The organism is Reyranella sp., from assembly GCF_004297265.1.
Classification (GTDB): Bacteria; Pseudomonadota; Alphaproteobacteria; order Reyranellales; family Reyranellaceae; genus Reyranella.
Genome location: NZ_SCUT01000045.1, coordinates 240,225 through 265,822, shown reverse-complemented (window position 1 = coordinate 265,822; position 25,598 = coordinate 240,225). Strand labels below are relative to the sequence as shown.

26 protein-coding genes are annotated in these 25,598 nt (G+C 66.2%); 19 read left to right on the top strand and 7 right to left on the bottom strand.

The window, feature by feature from the left end; genetic code table 11:
- Positions 1 to 913 precede the first annotated feature (913 nt).
- From EPO41_RS20020 to EPO41_RS19975, 10 genes are all read left to right on the top strand, one after another.
- Entirely contained in the window at positions 914 to 1,705 is a 792-nt protein-coding gene (locus EPO41_RS20020) for an enoyl-CoA hydratase-related protein (RefSeq protein ID WP_296328698.1), read from the top strand.
- 435 nt (positions 1,706 to 2,140) lie between these two features.
- Positions 2,141 to 3,121: an NADPH:quinone oxidoreductase family protein gene (locus EPO41_RS20015; protein ID WP_296328695.1), complete on the top strand. Its 981-nt coding sequence runs from the start codon at positions 2,141 to 2,143 to the stop codon at positions 3,119 to 3,121.
- A gap of 33 nt (positions 3,122 to 3,154) precedes the next feature.
- On the top strand, positions 3,155 to 3,967 hold the full coding sequence (locus tag EPO41_RS20010) for a CoA-transferase (protein ID WP_296328692.1): 813 nt from the start codon (positions 3,155 to 3,157) through the stop codon (positions 3,965 to 3,967).
- 11 nt (positions 3,968 to 3,978) lie between these two features.
- Positions 3,979 to 5,130: an acyl-CoA dehydrogenase family protein gene (locus EPO41_RS20005; RefSeq protein WP_296328689.1), complete on the top strand. Its 1,152-nt coding sequence runs from the start codon at positions 3,979 to 3,981 to the stop codon at positions 5,128 to 5,130.
- A gap of 4 nt (positions 5,131 to 5,134) precedes the next feature.
- Positions 5,135 to 6,028 (top strand): CoA-transferase, encoded by an 894-nt coding sequence (locus EPO41_RS20000; protein ID WP_296328687.1) that lies wholly within the window; start codon positions 5,135 to 5,137, stop codon positions 6,026 to 6,028.
- On the top strand, positions 6,025 to 6,765 hold the full coding sequence (locus tag EPO41_RS19995; RefSeq protein ID WP_296328685.1) for an FCD domain-containing protein: 741 nt from the start codon (positions 6,025 to 6,027) through the stop codon (positions 6,763 to 6,765). Before EPO41_RS20000 ends, EPO41_RS19995 begins: the two co-directional genes overlap by 4 nt.
- Complete coding sequence (locus EPO41_RS19990) at positions 6,762 to 7,898, top strand: CoA transferase (RefSeq protein ID WP_296328682.1); 1,137 nt, start codon at positions 6,762 to 6,764, stop codon at positions 7,896 to 7,898. Before EPO41_RS19995 ends, EPO41_RS19990 begins: the two co-directional genes overlap by 4 nt.
- Entirely contained in the window at positions 7,895 to 8,866 is a 972-nt protein-coding gene (locus EPO41_RS19985) for a tripartite tricarboxylate transporter substrate binding protein (RefSeq protein WP_296328679.1), read from the top strand. The genes EPO41_RS19990 and EPO41_RS19985 overlap by 4 nt, the downstream gene beginning before the upstream one ends.
- Positions 8,867 to 8,963: 97 nt before the next feature.
- On the top strand, positions 8,964 to 9,167 hold the full coding sequence (locus tag EPO41_RS19980) for a type II toxin-antitoxin system VapB family antitoxin (protein WP_296328676.1): 204 nt from the start codon (positions 8,964 to 8,966) through the stop codon (positions 9,165 to 9,167).
- Positions 9,164 to 9,565 (top strand): PIN domain nuclease, encoded by a 402-nt coding sequence (locus EPO41_RS19975; protein ID WP_296328673.1) that lies wholly within the window; start codon positions 9,164 to 9,166, stop codon positions 9,563 to 9,565. The genes EPO41_RS19980 and EPO41_RS19975 overlap by 4 nt, the downstream gene beginning before the upstream one ends.
- A gap of 46 nt (positions 9,566 to 9,611) precedes the next feature.
- Here EPO41_RS19975 and EPO41_RS19970 read toward each other — a convergent pair whose 3' ends face one another.
- The 6 genes from EPO41_RS19970 to EPO41_RS19945 all read right to left on the bottom strand — a co-directional run bounded on the left by EPO41_RS19970 (position 9,612) and on the right by EPO41_RS19945 (position 14,857).
- Positions 9,612 to 10,412: an enoyl-CoA hydratase gene (locus EPO41_RS19970; RefSeq protein WP_296328671.1), complete on the bottom strand. Its 801-nt coding sequence runs from the start codon at positions 10,410 to 10,412 to the stop codon at positions 9,612 to 9,614.
- Positions 10,361 to 11,287, bottom strand: coding sequence for an alpha/beta fold hydrolase (locus tag EPO41_RS19965; RefSeq protein ID WP_296328668.1), 927 nt, complete (start codon positions 11,285 to 11,287; stop codon positions 10,361 to 10,363). Before EPO41_RS19965 ends, EPO41_RS19970 begins: the two co-directional genes overlap by 52 nt.
- 67 nt (positions 11,288 to 11,354) lie before the next feature.
- Positions 11,355 to 11,687, bottom strand: coding sequence for a YnfA family protein (locus tag EPO41_RS19960; protein WP_296328665.1), 333 nt, complete (start codon positions 11,685 to 11,687; stop codon positions 11,355 to 11,357).
- Positions 11,684 to 12,553, bottom strand: a complete 870-nt coding sequence (locus EPO41_RS19955; protein ID WP_296328664.1) for a LysR substrate-binding domain-containing protein — start codon at positions 12,551 to 12,553, stop codon at positions 11,684 to 11,686. Before EPO41_RS19955 ends, EPO41_RS19960 begins: the two co-directional genes overlap by 4 nt.
- A gap of 44 nt (positions 12,554 to 12,597) precedes the next feature.
- Positions 12,598 to 14,385, bottom strand: a complete 1,788-nt coding sequence (locus EPO41_RS19950; protein WP_296328661.1) for an acyl-CoA dehydrogenase C-terminal domain-containing protein — start codon at positions 14,383 to 14,385, stop codon at positions 12,598 to 12,600.
- A 28-nt stretch (positions 14,386 to 14,413) separates the two neighbouring features.
- Positions 14,414 to 14,857: a MerR family DNA-binding transcriptional regulator gene (locus EPO41_RS19945; RefSeq protein WP_296328658.1), complete on the bottom strand. Its 444-nt coding sequence runs from the start codon at positions 14,855 to 14,857 to the stop codon at positions 14,414 to 14,416.
- Between the two features lie 162 nt (positions 14,858 to 15,019).
- On the opposite strand from EPO41_RS19945, the gene EPO41_RS19940 reads away from it, so the two are divergent.
- Genes EPO41_RS19940 through EPO41_RS19925 form a run of 4 tightly spaced genes read left to right on the top strand, consistent with a single transcriptional unit; the run spans position 15,020 to position 18,630 of the window.
- Positions 15,020 to 15,544, top strand: a complete 525-nt coding sequence (locus EPO41_RS19940) for a gamma carbonic anhydrase family protein (protein ID WP_296328655.1) — start codon at positions 15,020 to 15,022, stop codon at positions 15,542 to 15,544.
- Positions 15,545 to 15,547: 3 nt separating this feature from the next.
- Positions 15,548 to 16,258 (top strand): VOC family protein, encoded by a 711-nt coding sequence (locus EPO41_RS19935; RefSeq protein ID WP_296328652.1) that lies wholly within the window; start codon positions 15,548 to 15,550, stop codon positions 16,256 to 16,258.
- A 10-nt stretch (positions 16,259 to 16,268) separates the two neighbouring features.
- Positions 16,269 to 17,015 carry a DUF2272 domain-containing protein gene (locus EPO41_RS19930; protein WP_296328650.1) on the top strand — a complete coding sequence of 249 codons (747 nt, stop codon included), beginning with the start codon at positions 16,269 to 16,271 and terminating at the stop codon, positions 17,013 to 17,015.
- Positions 17,016 to 17,025: 10 nt separating this feature from the next.
- Positions 17,026 to 18,630, top strand: a complete 1,605-nt coding sequence (locus EPO41_RS19925; RefSeq protein ID WP_296328647.1) for a choline dehydrogenase — start codon at positions 17,026 to 17,028, stop codon at positions 18,628 to 18,630.
- A gap of 6 nt (positions 18,631 to 18,636) precedes the next feature.
- On the opposite strand, the gene EPO41_RS19920 is transcribed toward EPO41_RS19925, so the two are convergent.
- Complete coding sequence (locus EPO41_RS19920) at positions 18,637 to 19,428, bottom strand: DUF2272 domain-containing protein (protein WP_296328645.1); 792 nt, start codon at positions 19,426 to 19,428, stop codon at positions 18,637 to 18,639.
- Between the two features lie 249 nt (positions 19,429 to 19,677).
- Between EPO41_RS19920 and EPO41_RS19915 the strand changes: the two genes are divergently transcribed.
- From EPO41_RS19915 to EPO41_RS19895, 5 genes are all read left to right on the top strand, one after another.
- Complete coding sequence (locus tag EPO41_RS19915; RefSeq protein ID WP_296328643.1) at positions 19,678 to 20,247, top strand: GNAT family N-acetyltransferase; 570 nt, start codon at positions 19,678 to 19,680, stop codon at positions 20,245 to 20,247.
- 49 nt (positions 20,248 to 20,296) lie between these two features.
- Entirely contained in the window at positions 20,297 to 22,021 is a 1,725-nt protein-coding gene (locus EPO41_RS19910) for a long-chain fatty acid--CoA ligase (protein ID WP_296328640.1), read from the top strand.
- A gap of 164 nt (positions 22,022 to 22,185) precedes the next feature.
- Positions 22,186 to 22,773, top strand: coding sequence for a hypothetical protein (locus EPO41_RS19905; protein ID WP_296328637.1), 588 nt, complete (start codon positions 22,186 to 22,188; stop codon positions 22,771 to 22,773).
- Between the two features lie 76 nt (positions 22,774 to 22,849).
- Positions 22,850 to 24,385, top strand: coding sequence for a gamma-glutamyltransferase family protein (locus EPO41_RS19900; RefSeq protein ID WP_296328712.1), 1,536 nt, complete (start codon positions 22,850 to 22,852; stop codon positions 24,383 to 24,385).
- Positions 24,386 to 24,624: 239 nt separating this feature from the next.
- Complete coding sequence (locus tag EPO41_RS19895; protein ID WP_296328634.1) at positions 24,625 to 25,584, top strand: NrtA/SsuA/CpmA family ABC transporter substrate-binding protein; 960 nt, start codon at positions 24,625 to 24,627, stop codon at positions 25,582 to 25,584.
- Positions 25,585 to 25,598 lie beyond the last annotated feature (14 nt).

Below are 25,598 nucleotides of genomic sequence, written 5' to 3'. Positions count from 1 at the left end.
GTTCGTCAGCCAGTTGATGCCGCCCTCGGCACCAATGTAGACGCCCGGCTGCGGAGCCTGCGCCTGCGCCGCAACCGGCAGCGCTACAATGGCGGCAGCCGCCAGAAGAGCCTTCTTCATGAGTTCTTCCCCTCGTTCTTGATACTTGCGAACTGAAACTGGAGTACCGTCCGTCAGCGGACCGTCTTATGTCGCCAACTTCGTGAAATATACACACCACCACTGGTGCGGTGCAACCGGCTGCTCCCTTCCCCCGCCGACTCACCGCCAACCTGTGACCCGGACGCAACACAGTGCAGCTTATCGGGGCCCCGGGGCCCTCTCCGGAGCAGGCTCCGGGCGCAGGGCACCTGGACTAGATGTAGTGGTTCCACTGGCGGCGCTGCGGTCCACCGGAATGGGGACCCGAAAGCCCACGACACCGCCACCGGTCTCTCCCCGGCCGTAGGGTGTAGGCCCCCTCAAGGGACCTTGGACCTCGGTCCTGTCGGAGAACTTTTCCGAAAGATCGGGATGCGGCAAAGGCACGTCCGGGTTGGATGCGCCCGGCGCGAGCATCTTGCCCACGATCTCGGCCGCGCTGGCTGGGGGCTCGGACGACTTGATCCCCGGCAGGGGCTTCCGGAGCTCGGCAATCTGGACGCCTCGCAACGTCCCGGCCGTGGCTGCCGCCTTGGGAATATCGGCCACAAGCCATTGTGGCGGTTGCGGCGCGATCCGGAGATTTTGGTTTAACGTCGCAGCGCAAGTGAGAGTCGCCGACAGCACGGCCAGCGCCCCGGCGAAGCCGCCGGCAGCGTAACGGAAGATTGGAATTCGCATTTCACGATGCAGATGGGGAGCATCGTCCCGCTTTTCACCGCGGCATAATGGACGGTAAATCGCCGTTCACGAAAAACGGAGGAATTTTGCCATGGGGCAATACAGCAAGGTTGAGACCGACGGCCACCTGATGATCGTCACGATCAACCGACCGGAGGTGTACAACGCCTGTCACCCGATGGCGAACCAGGAGATGGTCGAGGCGTTCGACGAATTCCAGGCGAATCCGGACCTCTGGGTCGCAATCATCACCGGCGCCGGCGACAAGGCCTTCTGCGCCGGTAACGACCTCAAATACCATGCCGAGATTCAGGCCAAGACCGGCAAGCGCCCGGTCCATCCGGCCAAGGGCTTCGGCGGCCTGGCCAACCGCTTCGACCTCGACAAGCCGGTGATCGCCGCCGTGAACGGCATCGCCATGGGCGGCGGCTTCGAGATCGCGCTGGCCTGCGACATCATCATCGCCTCCGACCAGGCCAAATTTGCCCTGCCCGAGCCGCGCGTGGGCCTCGCCGCCGGCGCCGGTGGCATGCAGCGCCTCAGCCGCATGATCCCGCTCAAGAAGGCCATGGGCATGATGCTCACGGGTCGCCATGTCGGCGCCAAGGAAGGCTACGAGCTGGGCTTCGTCACCGAGGTGGTGCCCCACGCCGAGCTGATGGCGACTGCGAAGAAGTGGGCCGCCCAGATCCTCGAATGCTCGCCCATGTCGGTGCGCGCCACCAAGCAGGTCGTGATGCGCTCGCTCGACGTACCGTCGCTCGAGATCAGCATGCGCAACCAGCACTACCCCGCGTTCATCGCCATGGCGAACAGCGAGGACACGGTCGAGGGCCCGAAGGCCTTCGCCGAGAAGCGCAAGCCCAACTGGAAGGGCCGCTAAGAGTCACCAAGGCATCCCACTTTGACAGGCCGGGCAATTCTTGTCCGGCCCGCCAGCCCTTGCCCGGGCTGGCAAATTCCCGCTGCCGCAGATCGCAGCGTGGGTCCCCACGCGACTCGCCAAACAACGTCTCGACGACAATCCAACGCACCGACACTCTTCCGCATTGACTCTTCATTGGTCCGACCAATAAAAAAGCAGACCAATATCGACCGGCGCCAAGACCGGGAGAGGAAACGCCATGTCCACCGAACTGGCCGTCGCGCTGGTATCGCCCAGAGTCGACACCGACGATGGCCGCTTCGCCCGGTTCTGCCGACAGCATCGAACCGGCGGGCGACGCCCAGCGCATCCACGCCAACCTGGTCGGCGGCTTCAAGGCGCTGCCGGTGTTGATCGGTCCCATGCATTGAACAGGACAGGACGACCAAGCAGATGAAGGCGATTCAGGCCGACGACCTCAGTTCGATCGACAGCTACCGCGTGGTCGACCTCGACATGCCCGAGCCGGGACCCGGCGAGGTGCGCGTCAGGATTGCCGCCTGTGGCGTCGGCTATGTCGACGCGCTGGTCTCGCTCGGCCGCTACCAGGTCAAGCCACCGTTGCCGCACGTTCCGGGCGGCGAGGCCTCGGGCTGGATCGATCGGGTGGGGAGCGGCGTCACGGGGCTGGCACCCGGCGACCGCGTTCTGGCGCAGGTGCGCGGCGGCTTCGTAGAATACGCCGTCGCACCGGTAACGGCGGTCAGCCGGATTCCCGACCGCATGCGGCTCGACCAGGCCGCCGGCTTTCGCGTGAACTACGTCACCGCGCTGCACGGTCTGCGTGATCGCGCGCACATCAAGCCGGGCGAGACGTTGCTGGTGATCGGCGCCGCGGGTGGCGTCGGCCTTGCCGCCGTCCAGGTCGGCAAGCTGTTGGGCGCCCGCGTCGTCGCGGTGGCGTCGACGCCCGAGAAGCGCGCGCTGGCCATACAGAACGGGGCCGAGATCGCGCTGGACCGTGAACCCTCAGGCTGGCGTGAGCGCTTGAAGGCAGCGATGCCCGGCGGCATCGACGTCGCGTTCGATCCGGTGAGTGGGCCGTTGCTGCAGCCGGCCTTTCGCTCGCTCAGTTGGGGCGGACGCTACCTGGTGATCGGCTTCGCCTCGGGAGAAATCCCCGCCCTGCCCGTCAACCTGCCGCTGCTGAAAGGCGCCGCCCTGGTCGGCGTCGACTATCGCCAGTTCGCCGCCGTGTTCGAAGCGGCCGCGGCGCAACGGGAACTCGACGAACTGCTCGACTGGGTCGCGAAGGGACGCCTCGCTCCACCGACCGGCCGTACCTTTGCGTTCGACCGCTACCGCGAGGCGCTCAGCTACGCCTTGAGCGGCGAGGGAACGGCCAAAACGATCTTCGAAGTCGCCTCGACATGACATGTCCCAGCCACCTTCATCAGGATTCAGGAAATGCCGTTGACCACCGATAGCTTCGCGATGGGCGAGATGCTGGCCGTGCTGCTGTCGCGCGATATGGCCGACGGCGAGAAGGCGATCGTCGGCACCAACTCCGACATCCAGGTCGCAGCCTGCAATCTCGCACGCCAGCGTCAGGCGCCGCATTTGTGGTGGGTGTCGGGCCCCGGCGGCATGACCAATCCGACCGAGGGCATCATCCGGCCGGCGGCGGATGCCGAAAACATTGCCGTTGCCGAGGCGGTAATGGACCTGCCGCAGATGATCGACTTCATCGACTGGCAGGTTCACTTCTTCGACTTCGCCATCCTGGGCGCGCTGCAGACCGACCGCTTCGGCAACATCAATACCGTCTGCGTCGGCGATCACGCCAAGCCCCGCCTGCGCGGCCCCGGCACCGTCGGCATCAGCGCGCTCTGCGGCCTGTCGCGGCGCTTCTACATCATGATGACGCGCCACGACCGCGGCGCTTTCGTACCCAAGGTCGACTTCGTCTGCGGCGCCGGCTTCCTCGACGGCGGCACCTCGCGCACCGATTTCGGCCTGCCCGAAGGCGGGCCACGCCTGGTGGTGACCCCGCTCGGCGTCTTCGACTTCGAGCCCGTGACCAAGGCCATGCGCATCAGGTCGCTGCACGAGGGCGTCACGCTCGACGAGGTGCGCGACAACACCGGCTTCGATCTCGTGGTGCCGCCCAATATCGAGCGCACCGCCAATCCCGCCGACGAGGAGCTCTTCCTCCTGCGCCGCACCGTCGACACGACGGGCGTGCTGGCGCGCAAGTTCCCGTGGCCCAAGGCCAACTGAAGGTTTGTCCGATGAACAACTATCATTTCGAAGAACACCATCTGTTGCTGCGCGACCAGGTTCGCAGAATGGTCGAGAAGCATGTGGCGCCGATCGCCTCGGAGATCGACGAGAACGATCGCTTTCCGCAGGAGCTGGTGGAAGTGTTCGGCGACATGGGGTTGCTGCAGCTCTGGGTTCCGCAGGAATATGGCGGGCCGGGCGCGGACCTCACGTCGGTCTGCATCGTGAAGGAGGAGATCGCCAAGGTCTCCGAATCGGCGGCCCTGCTCGCGGCCAACAATTCCTTCGGCCTGGTGCTGCCGATCCTGAACTTCGGCACCGATGAGCAGAAGCGGCACTATCTCGGGCTCGCCGCCAAGGGCCGCACGCTGACGGCCGTCGCCATCACCGAGGCGGGCACCGGCTCCGACGTCTCCTCGATGAAGACGCGCGCGGTGAAGGACGGCGCAAGTTGGGTGCTGAACGGCGGCAAGATCTACATCACCTTCGGCCCCGTTGCGCACTTCATCCTGGTGTTCGCCCGCACCAGCGAAGGCAAGGGCGCCAACGGCATCTCGGCTTTCCTCGTCGACACCAGGACGCCCGGCTTTTCGTACGGCAAGCTCGACCGCAAGATGGGCATCCGCGGCGTGCCCAACGCGCCGATCTTCTTCGACAATGTGCGCGTGCCCGAAGAGAACATGATCGGTCCCGAGGGCCAGGCCTTCAAGACCTGCATGCGCATCCTCGATCTCAACCGGCCGACCATCGGCGCGATCTCGGTCGGGCTGGCACAGGGCGCGATCGACGCCGCCATCGGCTTTGGTCGCGAACGCAAGCAGTTCGGCCAGCCGATCGCCGAGTTCCAGGGCATCCAGTTCATGCTGGCCGACATGCAGATGCAGACGGAGGCGGCGCGCTGCCTGCTCTACGACTGCACGCGCATGGCCGACCGCGGGGAATGGGCGAGCTTCTCGGCGAAGTCCTCGATGGTCAAATGCTTCTGCAGCGATACCGCCATGAAGGTCACGACCGACGCCGTGCAGATCTTCGGCGGCGCCGGCTACATGCGCGACTTTCCGGTCGAGCGGTTCATGCGCGACGCCAAGATCAATCAGATATTCGAGGGCACCAACCAGATCCAGCGTCTGGTGATCGCCCGCGACATGCTGCGGAGGTAGAGACATGCCCGCTTCAAGCAGGTCCGCCTCGAAGAAACTCGTCGACCTCGATACCGCGCTGTCCGTCGTCAAGGACGGCATGACGCTCGGCATCGGCGGATGGATCTTCCATGGACAGCCGATGGCGCTGGTACGCGGCCTGATCCGCAAGGGCGTGCGCGATCTCACCCTGGTGCCCTCGCCCGGCAGCGTGGCCCCCGACATGCTGATCGGCGCGGGCTGCGTGAAGACGACGGCCTGCGTCTTCATCAGCTTCGAGCATCTCGGCCTCGCGCCCAATTTCCGGCGTGCCGCGCAGTCGGGCGCGGTGAAAGTGCTGGAGATGGACGGGCCCGGCATCGCGGGCGGCCTGCGGGCCGGCGCCTGCGACCTGCCCTACGGGCTGATCCCCGATCTCGGCACCGACCTGCCGAAGGTCAATCCCGAGGGCTATTGCAAGGCCCGCGTGCAGGAAGGCGGCCGGCCATTGCTCGAAGTACCGGCGATCAAGCCGGACGTCGTGTTCCTGCACGGCCAGCAGGCCGACGAGGACGGCAATGTGCAGTATTTCGGCGCCGGCTACTTCGACTTGCTGATGGCGCAGGCGGCCCGGCACGTGATCTGCTCGGTCGACCGCATCGTGCCGTCGAGCACGGTTCGTCAGTCGGCTCGACTGACCAAGATTCCCTCGGCCTTCGTCGATGCCATTGTCGTTGCGCCCTTCGGCGCCCATCCCGGCGGCAGTCCCGGCCTCTATGCGCAGGACGAGCAGCACCTGAAGGCCTATGTCGCGGCGAGCCGGGATCAGGTGGCGTTCAACGCCTATCTCACCCAGCACGCGCACGGCGGAGAGGACGCCTATCGCGACCGCATCGGTGCGAAGGCACTCGCCGGTCTCACAGCCGGGGGCACGGCATGAGCCAGGACTTCGCTCCCATCAAGCGCCGGCGCCTCTCCGATCAGGTGTCGACGCAGATTGAGGGACGCATCGCCTCGGGCGAATTGCGCTCGGGCGACAAGCTGCCGCCGGAGCGCGAGTTGGCGGAAAGCTTTGGCGTCAGTCGTGGCGCCGTGCGGGAGGCGCTGCGCAATCTCGAACGCACCGGCCTCGTTGCCCTGCAGGCTGGCGCCCATGGCGGCGCCTTCATCGGCCAGGGCGATCCCGGCCTGATCGGCGACAGCTTCCGCAACCTCTACCAGCTCGGCAGCGTGTCGCTGGACGATCTGACCGAGGCGAGGCTGTGGCTCGCCTCGACCGTGGTGCGGATCGCCTGCGCGCGCGCCACCGAGGCCGATCTCGCCGCCCTCACCGCCAACGTCGACGAGGCCGAGCGGCTGCTCAAGGCCAGGCGCTACGACGACAAGATCGACATCCACATCGAGTTTCACAATCTGCTGGCCCGCGCCACCGGCAACGCCGTCATGGCGATGCTGATGGGCGCGCTGATGGAGGTCATGCGCGACTTCGCCCATGCCGCCGGCGGCGAGCGCAACGATCTCACCATCAAGGCACGGCGCCGCCTGCTCGCCGCGCTCGCCAGGCGCGACGCCGACGCCGCGGTGGCGGCGATGACCGAGCATCTGGAGAGCCTGCGCGGCCGCTACCGCGACCGCATGGCGTCGCGCCGCGGCAAAGACGGGAATGAACCGGGATGAAACCGCTCGCCGGGATGCGCGTCGTCGACTTCACCAGCATGATCGCCGGTCCCTATTGCACGCGCCTGCTGGCCGACTGCGGCGCGGAGGTGCTGAAGATCGAGGAGCCGCACGGCGACCACATGCGCAGCCGGCCGCCGCTGCGCGAGGGCCACAGCACCTATTTCGGCCATCTGAACGCCGGCAAGAAGAGCGTCGCCCTCGATCTCAAGAGCGCCGCGGGGCGCGAGGCCGCCCGGGATCTCGTGACCGCGAGTGATGTCGTGGTCGAGAACTTCCGGCCCGGTGTCATGAAACGCCTCGGCCTCGACTACGCGACCTTGTCGGCGGCCAAGCCCGATCTCGTCTATTGCTCGATCTCGGGCTTCGGCCAGACCGGCCCGCGCGCCGGACAGCCGGCCTACGCGCCCGTCATCCATGCCGCCAGCGGCTTCGACCATACGCAGTTCGTTTATCAGGATGGGCAGGAGAAACCCGCCAAGACCGGCATCTTCGTGGCCGACGTGCTGGCCGCGGTCTACGCCTTCGGCGCCATCCAGACGGCGTTGATCGCGCGGCTGCGCCACGGCAACGGTCAGTTCATCGACGTGGCCCTGATGGATTCGATGATCAACCTGCTGGTCTTCGAATGCCAGGAAGCGCAGTTCCCGTCGAAGGAACGTCGGCCGCTCTATGTGCCGATGCAGGCACGCGACGGCTTCGTGATCGTGGCGCCGGTCAACCAGCGCAACTTCGAGCAGCTCGCCGACGCGGTCGGCCGCCCCGACTGGAAGACCGATCCACGCTTCATCACCGTCGCTGCCCGCACGACGCATTGGGATGCCCTGATGGTGGCGATCGAGGAATGGACGTCGACACGCGCGGCGCGCGAATGCGAGGCCACGCTGATGGCGGCGGGCGTTCCCTGCTCACGCTATCTCACCGTGGCCGAAGCCATGGCCGATCCGCAGCTCGCCGCGCGCGGTTCGCTGGCCAAGGTCCAAGACGGCGCCGGCACGTTCCTGGTGCCAAACCCGCCCTTTCGGTTCGCCGACGGCTCGATCGGCGTCGGCCCCGACGTCCCTGCGCTCGGCGCCGACACCCAAGCAATGCTGGAAAAAATCACAAAGAAGGCTTCTGGGAGGAAACAATGATGAGAAGACGGACAGGCTTGCTGTGTCTCGCTTTCGCCCTCGGTGCGCTGCCGGTCGCGGCGCAGGCGCCGTATCCCGACAGGCCGATCCGGCTGGTCGTGCCCTACGCGCCCGGCGGCACCACCGACATCATGGCCCGGACCCTGCAGGAGCCGCTGTCGAAGGCACTGGGCCAGCCGATTATCGTCGACAACAAGGCGGGCGCGGCGGGCGCCATCGGCACCAAGCAGGTCGCCACCGCGGCGCCCGACGGCTACACGCTGATATTCGGCAACAATGGCCCCAGCGCCATCGTGCCGCTGATCCAGAAGGATGTGGGATACGATCCCGTAAAGGACTTCGCGCCGGTGTCTCTGGTCTCGATCGCCCCGTTGACGCTGGTCGTGCATCCCAGCGTGCCGGCCAGCAACGTCAAGGAACTGATCGCCTGGATCAAGACGCAGCCCAACGGCGTCGAGTATGCGACGGCGGGCGCGGGCTCCTTCGGTCACCTCGCCACCGAGTCGTTCGGCAAGGATGCCGGCCTTAAACTGATCCACGTGCCCTACAAGGGCCAGGCGCCGTCGACCATGGCGGTATTGAACGGCGAGGTGAAGATTCTGCTCACCACCTCGTCGGACATGCAGGACGCCGCGGTCAAGGGCGGCAAGCTGAAGCTGCTCGCGGTTTCGACCGCCACGCCCTCGCCGCTGATGCCGGGCACGCCGACCATCGGCCAGTCGCTGCCGGGCTACGCGGCCGTCGTCTGGTTCGGGATCCTGGCGCCGGCCGGGACACCCGCGCCGGTGATCGCCAGGCTGAACGCCGCCATCCGGGAAGTCCTGGCGAACCCTGAACTGCAGCAGAAGTTCGTGGGTTACGGCGGCGTCGCCACGGCCAGCACGCCCCAGGAATTCGCCGACATGATCAGCGCCGAAGTGCCCAAATGGAAGAGCGTGATCGAGACGGCGAAGATCACGACCCAGTAGATCGCCGACGGCCGGCAACGCCGCAGCGATGCCGCACGCTGTTAAATCCGCCGTGTGTATGATATCGTATAATCATACACACGAACGGTTGCCCATCATGCGCACCAACATCGAAATCGACGAGAAGTTGATGGCCGACGCCCAGAAGGCGTCCGGGCTCGCGACCAAGAAGCAGACCGTGGAACAGGCTCTTCGCCTGATGGTCAAGTTGCGTCGACAGCAGGAAGTGAGCGCCGCCTTCGGCAAATACCGGTGGCGCGGCAACCTTTCGCGCAGTCGCGCAGGCCGAGGGGCCGTTTGATCGTTGTCGACAGCAGCGTTTGGATCGATTTTCTGAACGGACGCGAGGCGCCTCACGTTAAGCGCCTCCAGATGGCCCTTGGCGCCGAAGAGATCGTCGTGGGCGATCTGATGCTGTGCGAAGTCCTGCAAGGCCTGAGGGACGAGCGGGCGGCCCGAAGCGTTGAGGCGCTCTTGCGTCGCTTCGATATCGTCGCGATGGGCGGCGCAGAGATCGCCGTCCTGGCTGCGCGCCATTTCCGCACTCTCCGCCGAAAAGGCATTACCGTCCGCACGGCCATCGATCTGCTGATCGGCACCTGGTGCATCGAGAACCGCACCGCCCTCCTGCACAACGATAACGACTTCCGTCCCATGGCGAAGCATCTTGGCTTGATTGAGGTGCCTGTCGCGGCCTGAGGCATCGGGCGAAACATGATGCCGGTAAGGGCGCAAGCACGCATCTTCACCGGCCCTTGAATTTCGCCTTCCGCTTTTCAAGGAAGGCGCTCAGGCCCTCGAAATGGTCTTCGGTCGCGGCGCAGGCGGCCAGCCCCTCGGCCTCGCGGTGCGAGTGTTCGTCCCAGCTGTTGTCGAACGAGTTGCGGATCAGCTTCTTGGCGACGCCCAGCGCGTAGGTCGGACCGTCGGCGAGCTTGCGCGCCATCTTCTCGGTCTCGGCGGCCAGCTGGTCCTTCGGCACGACCCAGTTCAGGATGTTGTTGGCCTTCGCCTCCTCGGCGGTGAATCGCTCACCCAAAAGCGCGATCTCGAGCGCCTTCCGCTCGCCCACCACCCTCGGCAGGAAGTAGGTCGCGCCACCGTCAGCGCTGAGCCCTATATGGCGATAGGCAAGGGTGAAGAACGAATCGTCGGACGCGATGGCCAAATCGCAGTTCAGGATCAGCGACAGGCCGAAGCCCGCGGCGGCGCCCTGCACCGAGGCCAGGACCGGCTTGTTCATGCGGCGAATCTGGTAGATCGCCTGGTGCGCCTTCACGACCCGCATCTCGAAGCCCGCGAGGTGGGCCTCCTTGTCCTCGGTGAGCGACTTGTGGAAGCCGCGGATGTCACCGCCCGCCATGAAGTGCGTGCCGGCGCCGCGGATCACCACGCAGCGCACTGCCGGGTCCTTCTCGAACTTCGCGCTGTGCTCGATCAGCAGGTCGCGCATTTCCATCGACAGGGCGTTCAGCGACTCCGGGCGATTGAGCGTCAACCAGCCGATGCCGTCCTTGACTTCGGCGAGAACGTGCGGTGCGGACATGCGGGCAATTCCTCCAGCTTCAGATTGCGGTCAGTCTGCCGCATTTCCCGTTCCAGCCAACAGGCGAGTTCATCCCAGGGACCGCGCGGCATCGACTTGCGGAAGAAGCCGAAATGGCCGACCGCCTCGAGGCCGAGGTCCGGCGGCGTGAGGTGCATGCGGTCCACGGCAGCGTTCGAGTAGTAGGAACGCAGTGCCTCGACCGCCGACAACGGCGCAATGGGATCGTCGCTGAAGCTCATCCAGCGGATCGGAAACGAGACCGCCTCATTGTAGGGTCGCAGCGGCCGGCCGTGCGCGTCGCAGACATAGTGGCGGGAGCGGCCCCACCGGGCCCAGCTCCGCGCCACGGTCTTCGGCAGGTCGGCGGTCCCGACCCACGCCCCTGGAAATCGCCCCGTCATCGCGGTGAGACCGGGAATGAGCAGCCACCACAAGGCAAGCATGCGAAGCCGGGCCCGGCCTGCCGGCCAGTGACGCCAGTGACCGCTCTGGCTGCACACGAGCACGGCGGCGGAGACATGTCCGATACTGTCGGCCAGACCCAGCACCTGTCCGCCGAACGAATGGCCGACCACGGCCCGCGCCGCGCCGGGAGCGAGAACTCCGAGATGGTCGATCATCGAAGCCTGGTCGACCGCCCCCCACTCTTCCATCGTTGCGCTCGCCGGCTTCTCCGACTGGCCGATGCCGCGATAGTCGTAGGTCAGCACCGCGAACCCGTGACCCGCGAGATGCTGCGCGAACGCCGCATAGAACTGACGCGGAATTCCCGTGCCGCTGTTGATCAGCACGGCCCGCCGGATGGCAGTCGACGGTGAAAAGAAGGTGGCAGCGAGCCCGACACCGTCACGGGCTGGAAGTGTGATGTCCATGTTCGCATGCAGCGCCGTCGAAGGGCCGACGACAAACGCATTGCAAGGCATCCGGCCTGAATTGGATTCAGCCCGTCGCGCGATGCGGTCCGAACAGGATGATGCCGGCCCCGATCAGGCAGACCAGCGCACCGGTGACGTCCCACCGATCCGGTCTCGTGCCCTCGACGGTCCATAGCCAGACAAGCGTTGCGGCGATGTAGACGCCGCCATACGCCGCGTAGGCCCGGCCGGCGGCGGCCGACTCGATGAAGGTCAGGAGCCACGCGAACAGCCCCAGTGCAAGGATACCGGGCACCAGCCACCAGGCGGAGGCCCCCAGCCTCAGCCAGGCCCAGAAGGCGAAACAACCGGCGATCTCCAGGAAGGCTGCGGCAACGTAGGCGGCCAGCGATTTCATCGCGCCTTCTTGCCCGCGATCTCGGCAAACATCCAGCGGCGCAAGGCGCGGATGGCGGGAAGGCTTCTGTCCTGGAGCCGGCAGACGAACCAGATCTGTCCTCGCATGGGGATCGCGGGGCCCAGCCGCACCAGGGTGCGCGCGGCAATCTCGCTCTCGATCATCGGCTCGAACGCAAGCGCAACACCGAGCCCGTGCGCGGCAGCGCGCAGGGCGGCGCCCATGCCGTCGACCTGCACACTATGCCTGCCGCGGCGCTCGAACGCGTCGGGATCGAGGCCTGCACCCTTGGCCCACTCCGCCCACGAAGCGCCGAATGGCGACACGCGTACCTGCGGGGCGCGCACGAGGTCGGCTGCCGTGCGCAGCCTCAGGCGGCGCGCGAGCGCCGGCGCTCCGACCGGCACGGCGGCCAGATCCATCACACGCTCGGCGTGCACGCCCGCGAAGTTGCCGTCGCCGTAGCGCAGAGCGACATCGACCAGCCCTGCTTCCATGTCGGCCATGCGCATGCTGGCCTCGACTCTGACCTCGATGCCCGAGTGCTGGCCCAGAAACTGCCCGAGGCGTGGCAGCAACCAGTGGGTAGCGAAGATCGGCACGGCCGAGACACGCAGCCGCTGCGAGCCACCACCCTGGCGGGCGATCGCCCGGGATAGATCCCCGAAGGCACGGCCGGTGGTACTGGCAAGCAGGCGACCAGCCGGCGCGAGTACGACACCCCGAGGGCCGCGTTCGAAGAGCCTGGCGCCGAATTTGCGCTCGAGGCCGCCGATGCGATGGCTGATCGCCGAGGCGGTGACGTGAAGCACCTCCGCGGCGGCCTTGAAGGAACCGGTGCGCGCAGCGAGCTCGAACGCCTGCAACGCGAGAAGGTCCCGCGTCGTCAGGGTCGGGGCCGCTTCGTCGGTCAGAACGCGTCGGCGGGCAACGCCATCAGGGTCGAGGCACCGGCCTTGATCTGATGGTTGAGCGACACGGTCTGCGGCAGCACGCGCGCCATGAAGAAGCGCGCGGTGGCGATCTTGGCCTCGTAGAAGCCGTTGTCGTTGCCGGCCGCCAGTCCCTTGTGGGCGGCGACGACGATGCGGTTCCACATATAGGCCATCGCTGTCAGCGCCATCAGGCGCAGCAGGTCGGTGGCGGCGCCGCCCGCCTCGTCGGGATTCTTCATCGCGTTCTGCATCAGGAACAGTGCCGAGTCCTGCACCCGGCCCATCGCCTTCTCGAGCGGCTCGACGAACTCCTTCATCTTCTCGTCGGCCTTGTGCTGGGCGATGAAGCCGCCGATCTCGCCGAGCAGGCGCTGCCCCGCGCGACCGCCCTTCATCGGCAGCTTGCGGCCGACCAGGTCGAGCGCCTGGATGCCGTTGGTGCCCTCGTAGAGCTGGGTGATGCGGGCGTCGCGCACGAGCTGCTCGACGCCGTTTTCGCGGATGAAGCCGTGGCCGCCGTAGGTCTGCACCGCGAGGTTCGCGCACTCGCTGCCCATGTCGGTGAAGTAGGCCTTGATGATCGGCGTCAGCATCTGGATGAGATCGTCGGCCGCCTCGCGCGTCGCGGCATCCGGATGCGAATGCGCCTCGTCGATCAGCATGCCGACCCACAGCGAGAGTGCGCGGGCGCCCTCGGTGAAGGACTTCTGGATCATCAGCATGCGGCGCACGTCCGGATGCACGATGATGGGATCGGCCGGACCGTTGGCGTTCTTCGGCCCCGTCAGCGAGCGGCCCTGAAGCCGGTCGCGCGCATAGGCCACGGCGCTCTGGTACGCCGTCTCGGCGATGCCGAGTCCCTGCATGCCGACGCCGAGACGCGCGGCGTTCATCATGACGAACATCGCCGTCATGCCCTTGTTGGCCTCGCCGACCAGCCAGCCGATGGCGCCGTCGAGGTTCATCACGCAGGTCGCGTTGGCCTTGATGCCCATCTTGTGCTCGAGGGCGCCGCAGCGGATGCCGTTGCGCTCGCCGACCGAACCGTCGGCCTTCGGCAGGAACTTCGGCACGAGGAAGAGCGAGATGCCCTTGGTGCCGCCAGGCGCATCCGGCAGGCGCGCCAGCACGAGGTGGATGATGTTCTCGGCGAGGTCATGCTCGCCGGCCGAGATGAAGATCTTGGTGCCGGTGATCGAGTAGCTGCCGTCGGCCCGTGGCTCGGCCTTGGTGCGCAGCATGCCGAGGTCGGTGCCGCAATGGGGTTCGGTGAGGCACATCGTGCCCGTCCAGGTCCCGTCGGTGAGCTTCGGCAGGAACTTCTTCTTGAGTTCGTCCGAGCCGTGGCGCGACAGCGCCTCGTAGGCGCCGTGGCTGAGGCCCGGATACATCGCGAAGGCCTGGTTCGACGCGGTGAACATCTCCTGCAGCGCGAAGCCCACCGTCGCCGGCAGCCCCTGCCCGCCATACTCGGGATCGCAGGTGATGCCGGTCCAGCCGCCCTCGGCGAACTGCTTGTAGGCTTCCTTGAAGCCCTTGGGCGTGCGCACGACGCCGTTCTCGTAGTGGCAGCCTTCCTCGTCGCCGGTGCGGTTCAGCGGGAACAGCACGTTCTCGCAGAGCTTCGCCGCTTCCTCGACGATGGCGTGGATCGTGTCAGGCGTCGCGTCCTCGTAACCCGGCAGTTTGGCGAGCTTCGAGACGTCGATGACCTCGTTCAGGACGAACTGGATGTCTTTGATCGGGGCCTTGTAGACGGCCATGGTCTTCTCCCTGTCTGTGACTTGCCTTTTAGGTGCTTTCCGGATCGACGCCGCGCTGCTTCAGCTCGGCGCTTACTTGGGCCTCGACGTCCCTGAACTCGCCGATGTGCTGGTCGAGATCGGCGCGCTTGCGCTCCAGATCGGCGATGTGGAGCTGGCAGCGGCGCTGCAGCTCGCGCAGCTGCTGCAGGCCGGTGCGATCGACCTGGTAGAGGTCGAGCAGCTCGCGGATCTCGGCCAGCGAGAAGCCCAGCCGCTTGCCGCGCAGGATCCAACCCAGCCGCGTGCGATCGCCGGCGGTGTAGAGACGGGTCGTGCCGTGGCGGCGCGGCTTGATCAGCCCCTCGTCCTCGTAGAAGCGGATGGTGCGCGGCGTGATCGCGAATTCGCGCGACAGTTCGGCAATGCTGTAAATGCGCTGCGCGTCTCGCGGCGCCGGCGTCTTGGCCGAGGGAATGGCGGCGACTGACATGATGGAGGTGATTTAGTTGACGTTTACGTAAACGTCAAACATCCTTTACGTGAGATCGCCTTTACGTAAGGGCCGCCGAGGCCGGCTCCTATTGAACTGGCGGGGGCAAGCTGGCATGCCGGGCGGCCTCCCTCATCGAGTGCGTTCGCAGAAGGAACCCAGATGCCCATTTACCAGCTCAACGACCGCGTGCCGGTGATACCGGCCTCCTGCTACATCGCGGAGGGGGTCACCATCATCGGGTCGGTCGTCCTGGGCGAACGGGTGAACATCTGGTTCGGCGCCGTGCTGCGCGGCGACAACGAGCCGATCGTCGTCGGCGACGACAGCAACATCCAGGAACTGAGCGTCCTGCACACCGATCCGGGCGCGCCGCTCACCATCGGCCGCAACGTGACGGTCGGCCACCAGGTCATGCTGCACGGCTGCACCATTGGCGACGGTTCGCTGATCGGCATCCAGTCGGTCGTGCTCAACCGCTCGGTGATCGGCAAGGACTGCCTGGTCGGCGCCGGCTCGGTCGTGACCGAAGGCAAGACCTTCCCCGACCGTTCGATGATCCTCGGCTCGCCGGCCAAGGTGGTGCGCGAGTTGAGCGAGGAGAACGCCTCGCGGCTGGCGATGAGCGCGGAGAGTTACGTGAAGCGCGGCCAGAACTACAAGGCGAACCTGAAGCGCATCGGGTGAACCATGATCGCGGCGCTGGACCATCTCGTCGTCGGCGGTTCGCCGGCCGTGTACGAGACGTTGCTGGGGCGGCGTGCGATGGAGGGGCGCCTGCGCACCGACAATGTCGGATTGCGCTTTGAGGCAAATACGTCGGGCCTGCAATCGATGGTGTTCGCGACGTCGGACCTCGACAAGGCGGCGACGCTCCTCGAGCGGCGTGCGGTCCCGGCGACGAAAACGGAGGGAGGGCTCGCGCTTCTCGGCCATGGCGTCGCGATCGGGGTCGTCGCGAAGGCTGACGAAGCCCCTTCGCCCTTCACAGCCGAGGCCGCGTCTGCCGTCTCCAGCCTCGACCATGTCGTCGTGCGCACGCCCAACCCCGAACGCGCCATCGCCTTCTACGCCGGACGGCTAGGCCTCGACCTGCGGCTCGACCGCAGCAATCCCAAGTGGGGCGCGCGCCTGCTGTTCTTCCGCTGCGGCGACCTGGTCGTCGAGATCGCCCACGACCTCAAGAAGGGCGTGTCTGACGAACCGGACCAGCTTTGGGGTTTGTCCTGGCGCGTCCCCGACATCGCGGCCGCTCATGCCCGCCTGAAGGCTGCCGGCCTGGACGTCACCGAACCGCGCGACGGGCGCCGGCCTGGCAGTCAGGTCTGCAGCGTGAAGAACGGGACCGGGGGCGTGGCGACGATCCTGATCGGTGGCATCGAACGCTGGCAGGGAGGCTGAGCCGCCGCACATGCGTCCCCTCCTCGCGATCCTGCTTCTCGTCCTCGCCGCCGCCTGTACGTCGCCGCCGACGAGCAAGCCGGTCGTGCAGGCGAAGGACTTGCCGCCGCTCGGTCCCTGCCCCGCATCGTCCTGGAAGCCCGAGGCCCCTCCCCCGTCGTCGAGCGCCAGAACCTCGATGGTGCTGCTGGCGGTCGGCGAATGGGGTCGCTACGGCAAGCAGGTGATCACCTACTCGAAGGATGCACCGCCGCGGACGGAACAACTCGGCATCAAGGAGCGCGACGCGCCGCAGCGCATCGCGGACTACTGGGCATCCGTCGGCAACAGGCTGAGCGGGCTGAACGACGTCCCGTGGTCGGCGGCTTTCATCTCGTGGGACATCGAGAGCGCCGGCGTGCCGCGCGATCTCTTCTGCCCAGACCAGCGCCACACGATTTACGTCGAACGTATCGTCGAACGCGCCAGGAAACCGGGCGCGGCTTTCATCCCACATGCACCCGACGCCTATGCGCCCAGGGTCGGCGATCTCGTCTGCGCGTCGCGCGAGGGCAGCGGCACGACGCTGCAAAACCTGAATCGGGGGGCGGGACATTGCGACATCGTGGTCGACGTCCAGCCCGGCCATGTCTCCGCAATCGGCGGCAATGTAAGTGACTCCGTTACCCGGAGCGTCTTTCCACTGGACGCGAACGGTATTTTATCGCCCTTATCCGGCCGACCCGTCTTCGCGGTCATCGAAAACCGGCTGCCTTGAAGGAAGGACAATGTCTTCGCTCTACGACTACATCATCGTCGGTGCCGGCTCGGCCGGTTGCGCACTCGCTGCGCGACTCGCCTGGGAACGGCCCAAGCTGCGCATCCTGGTCCTCGAGGCCGGGGGTCCCGACAAGTCGTTCATGCTGAGGATGCCCGCCGGTTTCGCTTCGCTGGGCGAGAAGAACCCCTACAATTGGCACTACGAGACGACGCCCCAGAAACATTGCAACGATCGCCGCATGTACTGGCCGCGCGGCAAGACGCTGGGCGGCTCCTCGTCGATCAACGCGATGCTCTACGTCCGCGGCCATGCCTCGGACTACGACCACTGGCGGCAGCTCGGCAACGAAGGCTGGTCCTATGAGGACGTGCTGCCCTACTTCAAGAAGGCGGAGAACAATGAGCGCGGCGCCGACGCCTTCCACGGCACGGGCGGTCCGCTGAACGTCGCCGACCAGGTCGATCCCAGTCGGTTGAACGAAGCCTTCCTCAAGGCCGCCGAGCAGGCCGGCCACAAACGCAACAAGGACTTCAACGGCGCCGAGCAGGAAGGTGTCGGCCTCTACCAGGTCACGCAGAAGAACAAGCAGCGCTGGAGCGCGGCGAGCGCCTATCTGCGCCCGGCGGTCGCCAACAGCGGCGCCCATCTCGAGGTCATCACCGGCGCGCTCACCGAGCGCATCATCTTCGACGAGAACCGCGCCATGGGCGTGCGCTATACGCTGAACGGCCGCGACGAGGTCGCGCGCGTCACCCGCGAGGTCATCCTCTGCGGCGGCGCCGTCAACTCACCGCAGCTCATGATGCTGTCCGGCATCGGTCCAGCCGATCACCTGAAGTCGATCGGCATCCGGCCGATCCACGACCTGCCCGGCGTCGGCGGCAACCTGCAGGACCATCTCGATGCGTCGCTGCTCCAGTTCTGCAAGACCCGCGACACCTACGACCGTGCGAACAAGCTGGCGTCGCTCTTCCAGTATGTCGTGAACAAGAAGGGCCCGGGCACCTCGCCGATCGCCGAATCCGGCGGCTTCCTGCGGACGCGCGCGGGCCTCTCGGCGCCCGACATCCAGCTCCATTTCCTGCCGGTGCTGGTCATCGACCATGGCCGCACGCGCCTGAACAAGGACGGCTACAGCCTGCACGTCTGCGCGCTTCGGCCCGAGAGCAAGGGCACGATCCGGCTGCGCAGCAAGGATCCCAAGGAGCATCCGCTGATCGATGCGAACTACCTCAGCGAGCGCCAGGATCTCGATACGCTGATTGCCGGCGTGAAGATGGGCCGCGACATCCTCGCCCAGTCGGGCCTCGATCCCTACCGTGCGGACGAGCTCGGCCCGGGGGCGGCGGTGAAGACCGACGCCGAGATCGAGCAGTGGATCCGCGCCAAGTGCGAGACGATCTACCACCCGGTCGGCACCTGCAAGATGGGCCCGGCCAGCGATCCGATGGCGGTGGTCGACGACAAGCTGCTGGTGCACGGCGTCGAGGGGCTGCGCGTGGTCGATGCGTCGGTCATGCCGACCCTGATCGGCGGCAACACCAACGCCCCCACCATCATGCTCGCCGAGCGCACCGCCGCGATCATGCACGCGGCGGGGATGACCAACTAGGCCGGGTCAGCCGCGCTTTTCGACGACGAGCAGCCAGGGCCGGCCTGACACGTTCATCAGGCGGCCGCGCGAGTCGACGGGGAAGAGGCTCATCGCCACGCTGTCCTTTACGTTGCCGCCGATCGCGTGGACGTAACCGCCGCGCACGTCGGTGACGACGTCGCAATGGGCGGCGGTGTTGTCGATGCGCCGGTGGGCGGTACGCGGGTCGGCGTACCGCCAGGTCGGACCCGCGGAGCCTGAGCAGACGAGGTCACCCGGCTTGGGCGAATATTCGCTCGGTGCATGCAGAAGGAACGGCGCGCTGCGGGATGCCCGCTCGCGATCATAGAGCGAGGAAAGATAGCTGCCGTGGCGGCCGTCGCGTGGAAACTGCGACGCGCTGTAGCCCGACTGGACCATCACCCAGGTGACGAAGGCGCCCGACCACGGCTTGGCGGAGGCGCCGTTCCACTGCGGCCTGCCACAGGCTCCCCAATAGTCGCCGACGCGGCTGTTCAACGGCTCGCTGCGCTCTGTGACGCCGGGCCGGTTGGTGTAGCCGTTGGCCTGCCCGCCGTAGACGACGGTGGCACGGCCGAACTTGGACCATTCCTTCCAAGCCGTGTAAGCGACCTTGTCGCTGGGCGGGCGGTCGTCGGCGCCGGTTCCGCCGCCCCCGCAGCCGGCCAGGGCAAGCGCCAGGAGCAGGACGAGCGAAAGGATTGCTGGCAGCCGCTGACCGGTCGGGAAACAAAAGGAACAACCGGAAGGCTGCCAGCAAACGCGAAAGCCGACATCGAGGGGGTCAGACTTCATGCGTAACTTGCAGTTTTCAAAATAACTTGATGTTATTATTAGCCTTTAGACTAGCAGAGACCGCGCACCATGTCATCTCCTAAGAATCTGGATGAAGTCCGACGCCTGGAACGGCTCGCTTTCCGCGGCTGGCCGGCCCTGGAGAGCCGAGATGTTCAGGGATGGCACCTGCGATTCTCGGGTGGGTATACAAAAAGAGCCAATTCCATCAATGCATTAGATCCATTGCCTTCAACCGATATCGAAGCCGTGGAGGCACCCTTCCACGAGCGTGGAATGCGGCCCGTCTGGCGTCTCACGCCGCTGGCCCCCTTCGATATGGCGGAGCGGCTGAAGACCCGGGGCTACGAGCCCATCGAGCGCAGCCTGCTTCAGCGCTGCCCGCTGCAGGACGGCTTCCGAGCCGACCCCGCCGTCGAAATCTCGCCCAGTCCGTCGACCGCATGGATCGAGGCATTTGCGGCGCACAGCCCGGTGAAACCCGAGCATCGCGAGACCATGCAGCGGATGCTTCTGTCCATCGCCCAGCCCGCCGGCTTTGCCTTCGTGCAGCATGAAGGCCGTCCCATGGCCATGGCGATCGGTGCGGTCGAAGGCGATCACATGGGCCTGTTCGACGTGCTGGTGATGCCGGAGGCGCGGCGCCAGGGTCTGGCACGGCGCGTCACCGAAAGCCTCTATGCCTGGGCCTGGGTCCGGGGCGCGCGTTTCGCCTACCTGCAGGTGGTGGCGACCAATGCGGCGGCGATGCCGCTCTATGCGGCGCAGGGTTTCCGCACGGCCTACGAGTACGAGTATCTGGTCCCGTCGACTTCTTGACCCTCCCGCTTCCGGCCTCGCATAGTCGATGCAGGGAGGAAATCAATAAATGTCGAACTACGCGTGGGAAAAGAGCTATCCGCCGGGTGTGAAGTGGGAGCTCGACGTCCCGAAGATGACGATCCATCAGAGCTTCGAGGAAAGCTGCGCCCGGTACGGTGACCGGCCCTTCACCGACTTCCTCGACAAGGTGATGACGTTCCGCGATTACAAGGAAGCCTCCGACCGGGCCGCCGCCGGCTTCCAGAAGCTCGGCGTCAAGCCCGGCGTCAATGTCGGCCTCTACCTGCCCAACACGCCGCACTACATCATCGCCTTCTTCGGCGTGCTGAAGGCCGGCGGTCGCGTGGTGAACTACTCGCCGCTCGATGCCGCGCGCGAACTCGAGTTCAAGATCGGGGATTCGGAGACCGACATCCTGGTGACGCTCGACGTCGCCGCGCTCTATCCGAAGATGGCCGCGATGCGCGGCAAGACGCGGCTGAAGAAGCTGATCGTGGGCTCGATCGCCGACTATCTGCCATGGCCCAAGAACTGGCTCTATCCGATCGCCAGGAAGAAGGACCTGTCGGCCTGGCCACGCGACGACTGGCACATGTCGTTCAAGGACCTGCTGGCCAATGACGGCAAGTACCTCGCCTACAAGCCCGCCAGCGACGATCTCTGGGACGAGGTGGCGATCCTGCAATATACCGGCGGCACGACCGGCCTGCCGAAGGCCGCGATGCTGACGCATGGCTGCGTCATGGCGGCGATGAGCCAGGGCCAAGCCTGGACCACGCCCTACACGAAACCCGGCACCGAGAAGGTCGTGTGCGTGCTGCCGCTGTTCCACATCTACGCCCTGTCGGGAATCATGCTGGGCGCGGTGCGCAACGGCAACCAGCTGATCCTCTATCCGCGGCCCGACATCGACATGATCGTCACCGATCTCGCCAAGAAGAAGCCGACCTTCCTGCCCGGCGTGCCGACGCTCTACACCGCGATCAACAAGCATCCCAAGGCGCAGGGGCTCGACCTCAGCTCGCTCAAGATCTGCATGTCCGGCGGCGCGCCGCTGCCCGTCGAGGTTCAGCAGAGCTTCGAGAAGCTGACCGGCGCCACGCTGATCGAAGGCTACGGCCTCACCGAGACGTCGCCGACCGGGGCGATCTGCCCGGTCGACAAGAGCGTGCGCCGGGTCGGCTCGTGCGGCGTCCCGATGCCCGGCACGGTGATCGAGATCCGCGATATGGAGAACGGCGACAGGGTGCTGCCGGCCGGCAAGGAGCATGTCGGCGAGGTCTGCATCATCGGCCCCCAGGTCATGAAGGGCTACTGGAAGAAGCCGGAGGAGACGGAGAAGGTCCTGTTCCGCCATCCGTCGAGCAACTGGATGGGCCTGCGCACCGGCGACATGGGCTACATGGATGCCGACGGCTGGCTCTACCTGGTCGACCGCTCGAAGGACCTCATCATCTCCTCGGGCTACAACGTCTATCCGCGCATGATCGAGGAGGCCGTCTACGAGCATCCGGCGGTCGACGAGGTGATCGTGATCGGCATCCCCGATCCCTATCGCCAGGAAGCGCCCAAGGTGTTCGTGAAGCTGAAGCCCGGGGCCTCGCTCACCTTCGAGGAGCTGAAGAAGCATCTCGACGGCAAGATCGGCAAGCACGAGATGCCCGTCGCCCTCGAGATCCGCCCCGAGCTGCCCAAGACCCCGGTCGGCAAGCTCTCGAAGAAGGAACTCAAGGAAGAAGAGCGGGCCAAGGCGCAGTCGAAGGCGGCTTAAGGCAGGTCATACCGCCCCCGTCATACGGGGGAGGTGGCCCGAAGGGCCGGAGGGGGCGAGCCTCAGACCCGGTCTTCGTGGCAGTATCTGATCATGCATCTCGTCCGTTGCCTTCCCCCTCCGCCCCCTCCGGGGGCACCTCCCCCGTCAGACGGGGGAGGAAGATGAAGCGGCGCGCGCTCTTCGTCGGCGGCGCGAGCCTCGCGCTGACAGGCTGCTTCGACCGGCCCTGCCACGAGCGCAATCCGGCGCAGAAGGCGTTCCTCGACGGGCTGCAGGAACTGGCGAAGCCGGCGCTGGCCTCGAACAATCCGCTGCGGGTCGAGGAGGCAGCCCGCCAGAGCGTCGCCCTGGCCGACAAGGTCGGGGCCTTCAGCGACTGGTGCGGCACGCTCACGAAAATCGAGGGCAATGCCCAGACGGCGGCCGTCACGATCGACATTGGCCGCCAGGTTTCGCTCTACGCGTTCAACGACTGGGCGCTCGCCTTCGCAGGCACTGTGACCGAGTTTTTCTCCACACGATCGCGTGCCGCGCCGCCGCCGGGCCTTTCCGAAGGGGCGGTTGCGGCGCTAAAAACCCTGCGGCTTGGCGAAAGGGTGACGATCTCCGGGCGGATGGGCGAGATCGCGGGCTCCGGCGTGTTCGATCTCTCCCGCCTGTTCGGCAAGAGCGCCGCCGATCATCGCCAGTTCCTGCAGACGCCACGCTTCGTGGCGCGCATCGAGGCCCTCCAGGCTTCGAAGAAGTAGAAAGGATTCCGAGGTGCCGTCTTTTTCGTACGATTTTCCCTACGCATCCAAGAAACTGCCGGTCTTCGCCTCGAACATGGTGGCCTCCTCGCAGCACCTCGCGGCCACCGCGGGCCTGCGCATGCTGGCCAAGGGCGGCAATGCCGTTGACGCCGCGATCGCGGCCGCCGTCGCCATCACGGTCGTCGAGCCGACGATGAACGGCATCGGCGCCGACGCCTTCTGCATCCTGTGGGACGGCACGAAGCTGGTCGGCCTCAATGCCCACGGCCATTCGCCGGCGCTGATGACGCCCGATAAATATGCCGGCCAGGCCAGCATGCCCAATGTCGGCTGGGGCAGCGTCACCACGCCGGGCGCGGTGTCGCTCTGGATGGAACTGCACAAGCGCTACGGCAAGCTGCCCTTCGCCGACCTGTTCGAACCCGGCATCAAATATGCCCATGACGGTTTCCGCGTCTCCTACATGGTGGCCCGCCAGTGGGAGCAGGCCATCGACCGGCTGAAGGGCCAGGAGAGCTGGGTGAAGGCGTTCCTGCCCAACGGCCGCGCGCCGCAGCCGGGCGAACTCTGGAAGTTCCCCGACCAGGCCCGGACGCTCACCAAGATCGCCGAGAGCAAGGGCGAGGCCTTCTATCGCGGTGAACTCGCCGAGGCGATGGACAAGTACGCCCGCGAAACCGGCGGCGCGCTGCGCAAGGAAGACCTGGCCGAGCACAAGCCCGACTGGGTCGACCCGATCGGCCTCACCTATCGCGGCACGACGCTGCATGAGATTCCGCCGTCGGGCCAGGGCATCGCTGCCTGCATGGCGCTGGGCATCCTCGAGAACTTCGAGCTGGCCGGCCGCGATCCGGACGGACCCGAGGTGGCGCATCTACGCATCGAAGCCATGAAGCTCGCCTTCGCCGACATCTATCGCTACGTCGCCGATCCACGCTTCATGGAAGTGACGCCGGCGCAGATGCTCGACAAGGGCTATCTCAAGACCCGCGCCAAACTGATCGACCCGAAGAAGGCGCAGGATTTCGGTCCCGGCACCCCGAAGGAAAGCGGCACGATCTATCTCGGCACCGCCGACGAGTCCGGCATGATGGTGTCGCTGATCCAGTCGAACTACACCGGCTTCGGCTCGGGCGTCGTGGTCCCCGGCACCGGCATCGCGCTTCAGAACCGCGCCACCGGCTTCGTCACCAAGAAAGGCCATCCCAACGAGGTCGGCCCCAAGAAGCGGCCGTTCCACACGATCATCCCGGCGTTCATCACCAAGGACGGAAAGCCGGTCGCGACCTTCGGCTTGATGGGCGGCGCCATGCAGCCGCAGGGCCACATGCAGGTCTTCTCGCGCATCGTCGACTACGGCCAGAACCCGCAGGCCGCCATCGACGCCGCTCGCTGGAGGGTGCACGAGACCGACGGAACGGTCTGGACGGAGGATCACTTCCCGGAAGCCACGGCGACCGGCCTCGAATCGCGCGGCCACAAGATCACCCGCACCGGCTGGCCGAGCTTTGCCTTCGGCTCGAGCCAGATCATCTGGCGCTTCCCCGATGGCGGCCCCTATCTCGGAGCCTCCGAGAGCCGTCGCGACGGCGCCGCGGTCGGGTTCTAAGGACCAGCCGTTCTCATATGTCCTCTCCGCCACGCAGTGGGGGAGAGGAAGGGACCCATTGCGAAGCAATGGGTAGGTGAGGTGGTCATGGGCCGGGCGAGCGGTCTGGCCGCTGAACCAGATATGAATATGACCCACCTCTCCCAGCCTCTCCCCCCGCTGCCGCGGGCGGAGAGGAACATGAAGGGTGACGTTGGCACGCTTGTTGCCTTCCAAGGGAACTGCTTGGGAGGCATTTCATGATCAATCGTCGTCGTCTGCTGGCCGGCGCCAGCTTTGCTGCCGTGGGAACACTGGCCGCGCCGTCCATTCTTCGCGCACAAGGCGGGCAGACGGTCAAGATGGGCGCCCTGCGCCTCGTCCATTCGATGCCGCCGCACTTCTACGAGAAGTTCGCGCCCGCCGGCCTGAAGATCGAGATCATTACCTTCGACAGCCCGACCGATTGCAAGAATGCCGTCGTCACCAAATCGGTCGACCTCGGCACGTTCGGCATCGCCGCCGGCATCCTGGGCGCCGCCGCCGGCGAGCCGGTGGTCGTCGTGGGCGCGATGTCGAACCGCGGCATGGGCGTGATTTCCAAGGCCGGCTCCGACGTGAAGACGATCAAGGACCTCAAAGGCAAGAAGGTCGGCATCTGGCCGGGCTCCACGCAGGAAGTCTTCATCTTCGAGCGCATGCGCATGGAGGGCCTCACGCCGAAGGACATCACGTCGGTTCGCGTCCCGTTCGGCGAGATGCCGGCCATGCTCGCGCGCGGTGACATCGATGCCTATGTCGGCGCCGAGCCGGGCCCGGCCCTGTCGATCACGTCCGGCGTCGGACAGCTGGTCGAGTATCCCTACGGTACCGCCATGGGCGGCCTCAACATGATCATCGGCACCAACGAAGAGACGGTCGCCAAGAACCCGGACATGATCCGGACCATGCTGAAGACCCACCGCCAGGCCGTCGAGTTCATGTCGGCCAACAAGCCGGCCGTAGTCGAGATGACGGTTCAGAAGCTCGGCGCCAACCGCGCCGCGGTCGAGCAGGCGCTCGGCGCCGACAACGTCGAATACGTGTGGAAGCTCGACGACAAGGTACAGGGCCAGGCCAAGACCTACGCCCAGCACATGCTCGAGCTGAAACAGATCCGCGCGCTGCCGAAGTTCGACACCTTCCTCAATCCGAAGTTCTCGAACGAGATCGCCAGCTAGGCGAAGCACGGGCG

What these genes read in the sequence shown, in the direction of transcription:
- EPO41_RS20020 (WP_296328698.1), top strand. Translation starts at nt 914, where the DNA reads ATGGGGCAATACAGCAAGGTTGAGACCGACGGCCACCTGATGATCGTC.
- EPO41_RS20015 (WP_296328695.1), top strand. Translation starts at nt 2,141, where the DNA reads ATGAAGGCGATTCAGGCCGACGACCTCAGTTCGATCGACAGCTACCGC.
- EPO41_RS20010 (WP_296328692.1), top strand. Translation starts at nt 3,155, where the DNA reads ATGCCGTTGACCACCGATAGCTTCGCGATGGGCGAGATGCTGGCCGTG.
- EPO41_RS20005 (WP_296328689.1), top strand. Translation starts at nt 3,979, where the DNA reads ATGAACAACTATCATTTCGAAGAACACCATCTGTTGCTGCGCGACCAG.
- EPO41_RS20000 (WP_296328687.1), top strand. Translation starts at nt 5,135, where the DNA reads ATGCCCGCTTCAAGCAGGTCCGCCTCGAAGAAACTCGTCGACCTCGAT.
- EPO41_RS19995 (WP_296328685.1), top strand. Translation starts at nt 6,025, where the DNA reads ATGAGCCAGGACTTCGCTCCCATCAAGCGCCGGCGCCTCTCCGATCAG.
- EPO41_RS19990 (WP_296328682.1), top strand. Translation starts at nt 6,762, where the DNA reads ATGAAACCGCTCGCCGGGATGCGCGTCGTCGACTTCACCAGCATGATC.
- EPO41_RS19985 (WP_296328679.1), top strand. Translation starts at nt 7,895, where the DNA reads ATGATGAGAAGACGGACAGGCTTGCTGTGTCTCGCTTTCGCCCTCGGT.
- EPO41_RS19980 (WP_296328676.1), top strand. Translation starts at nt 8,964, where the DNA reads ATGCGCACCAACATCGAAATCGACGAGAAGTTGATGGCCGACGCCCAG.
- EPO41_RS19970 (WP_296328671.1), bottom strand. Translation starts at nt 10,412, where the DNA reads ATGTCCGCACCGCACGTTCTCGCCGAAGTCAAGGACGGCATCGGCTGG.
- EPO41_RS19965 (WP_296328668.1), bottom strand. Translation starts at nt 11,287, where the DNA reads ATGGACATCACACTTCCAGCCCGTGACGGTGTCGGGCTCGCTGCCACC.
- EPO41_RS19960 (WP_296328665.1), bottom strand. Translation starts at nt 11,687, where the DNA reads ATGAAATCGCTGGCCGCCTACGTTGCCGCAGCCTTCCTGGAGATCGCC.
- EPO41_RS19950 (WP_296328661.1), bottom strand. Translation starts at nt 14,385, where the DNA reads ATGGCCGTCTACAAGGCCCCGATCAAAGACATCCAGTTCGTCCTGAAC.
- EPO41_RS19945 (WP_296328658.1), bottom strand. Translation starts at nt 14,857, where the DNA reads ATGTCAGTCGCCGCCATTCCCTCGGCCAAGACGCCGGCGCCGCGAGAC.
- EPO41_RS19940 (WP_296328655.1), top strand. Translation starts at nt 15,020, where the DNA reads ATGCCCATTTACCAGCTCAACGACCGCGTGCCGGTGATACCGGCCTCC.
- EPO41_RS19935 (WP_296328652.1), top strand. Translation starts at nt 15,548, where the DNA reads ATGATCGCGGCGCTGGACCATCTCGTCGTCGGCGGTTCGCCGGCCGTG.
- EPO41_RS19930 (WP_296328650.1), top strand. Translation starts at nt 16,269, where the DNA reads ATGCGTCCCCTCCTCGCGATCCTGCTTCTCGTCCTCGCCGCCGCCTGT.
- EPO41_RS19925 (WP_296328647.1), top strand. Translation starts at nt 17,026, where the DNA reads ATGTCTTCGCTCTACGACTACATCATCGTCGGTGCCGGCTCGGCCGGT.
- EPO41_RS19920 (WP_296328645.1), bottom strand. Translation starts at nt 19,428, where the DNA reads ATGAAGTCTGACCCCCTCGATGTCGGCTTTCGCGTTTGCTGGCAGCCT.
- EPO41_RS19910 (WP_296328640.1), top strand. Translation starts at nt 20,297, where the DNA reads ATGTCGAACTACGCGTGGGAAAAGAGCTATCCGCCGGGTGTGAAGTGG.
- EPO41_RS19905 (WP_296328637.1), top strand. Translation starts at nt 22,186, where the DNA reads ATGAAGCGGCGCGCGCTCTTCGTCGGCGGCGCGAGCCTCGCGCTGACA.
- EPO41_RS19900 (WP_296328712.1), top strand. Translation starts at nt 22,850, where the DNA reads ATGGTGGCCTCCTCGCAGCACCTCGCGGCCACCGCGGGCCTGCGCATG.
- EPO41_RS19895 (WP_296328634.1), top strand. Translation starts at nt 24,625, where the DNA reads ATGATCAATCGTCGTCGTCTGCTGGCCGGCGCCAGCTTTGCTGCCGTG.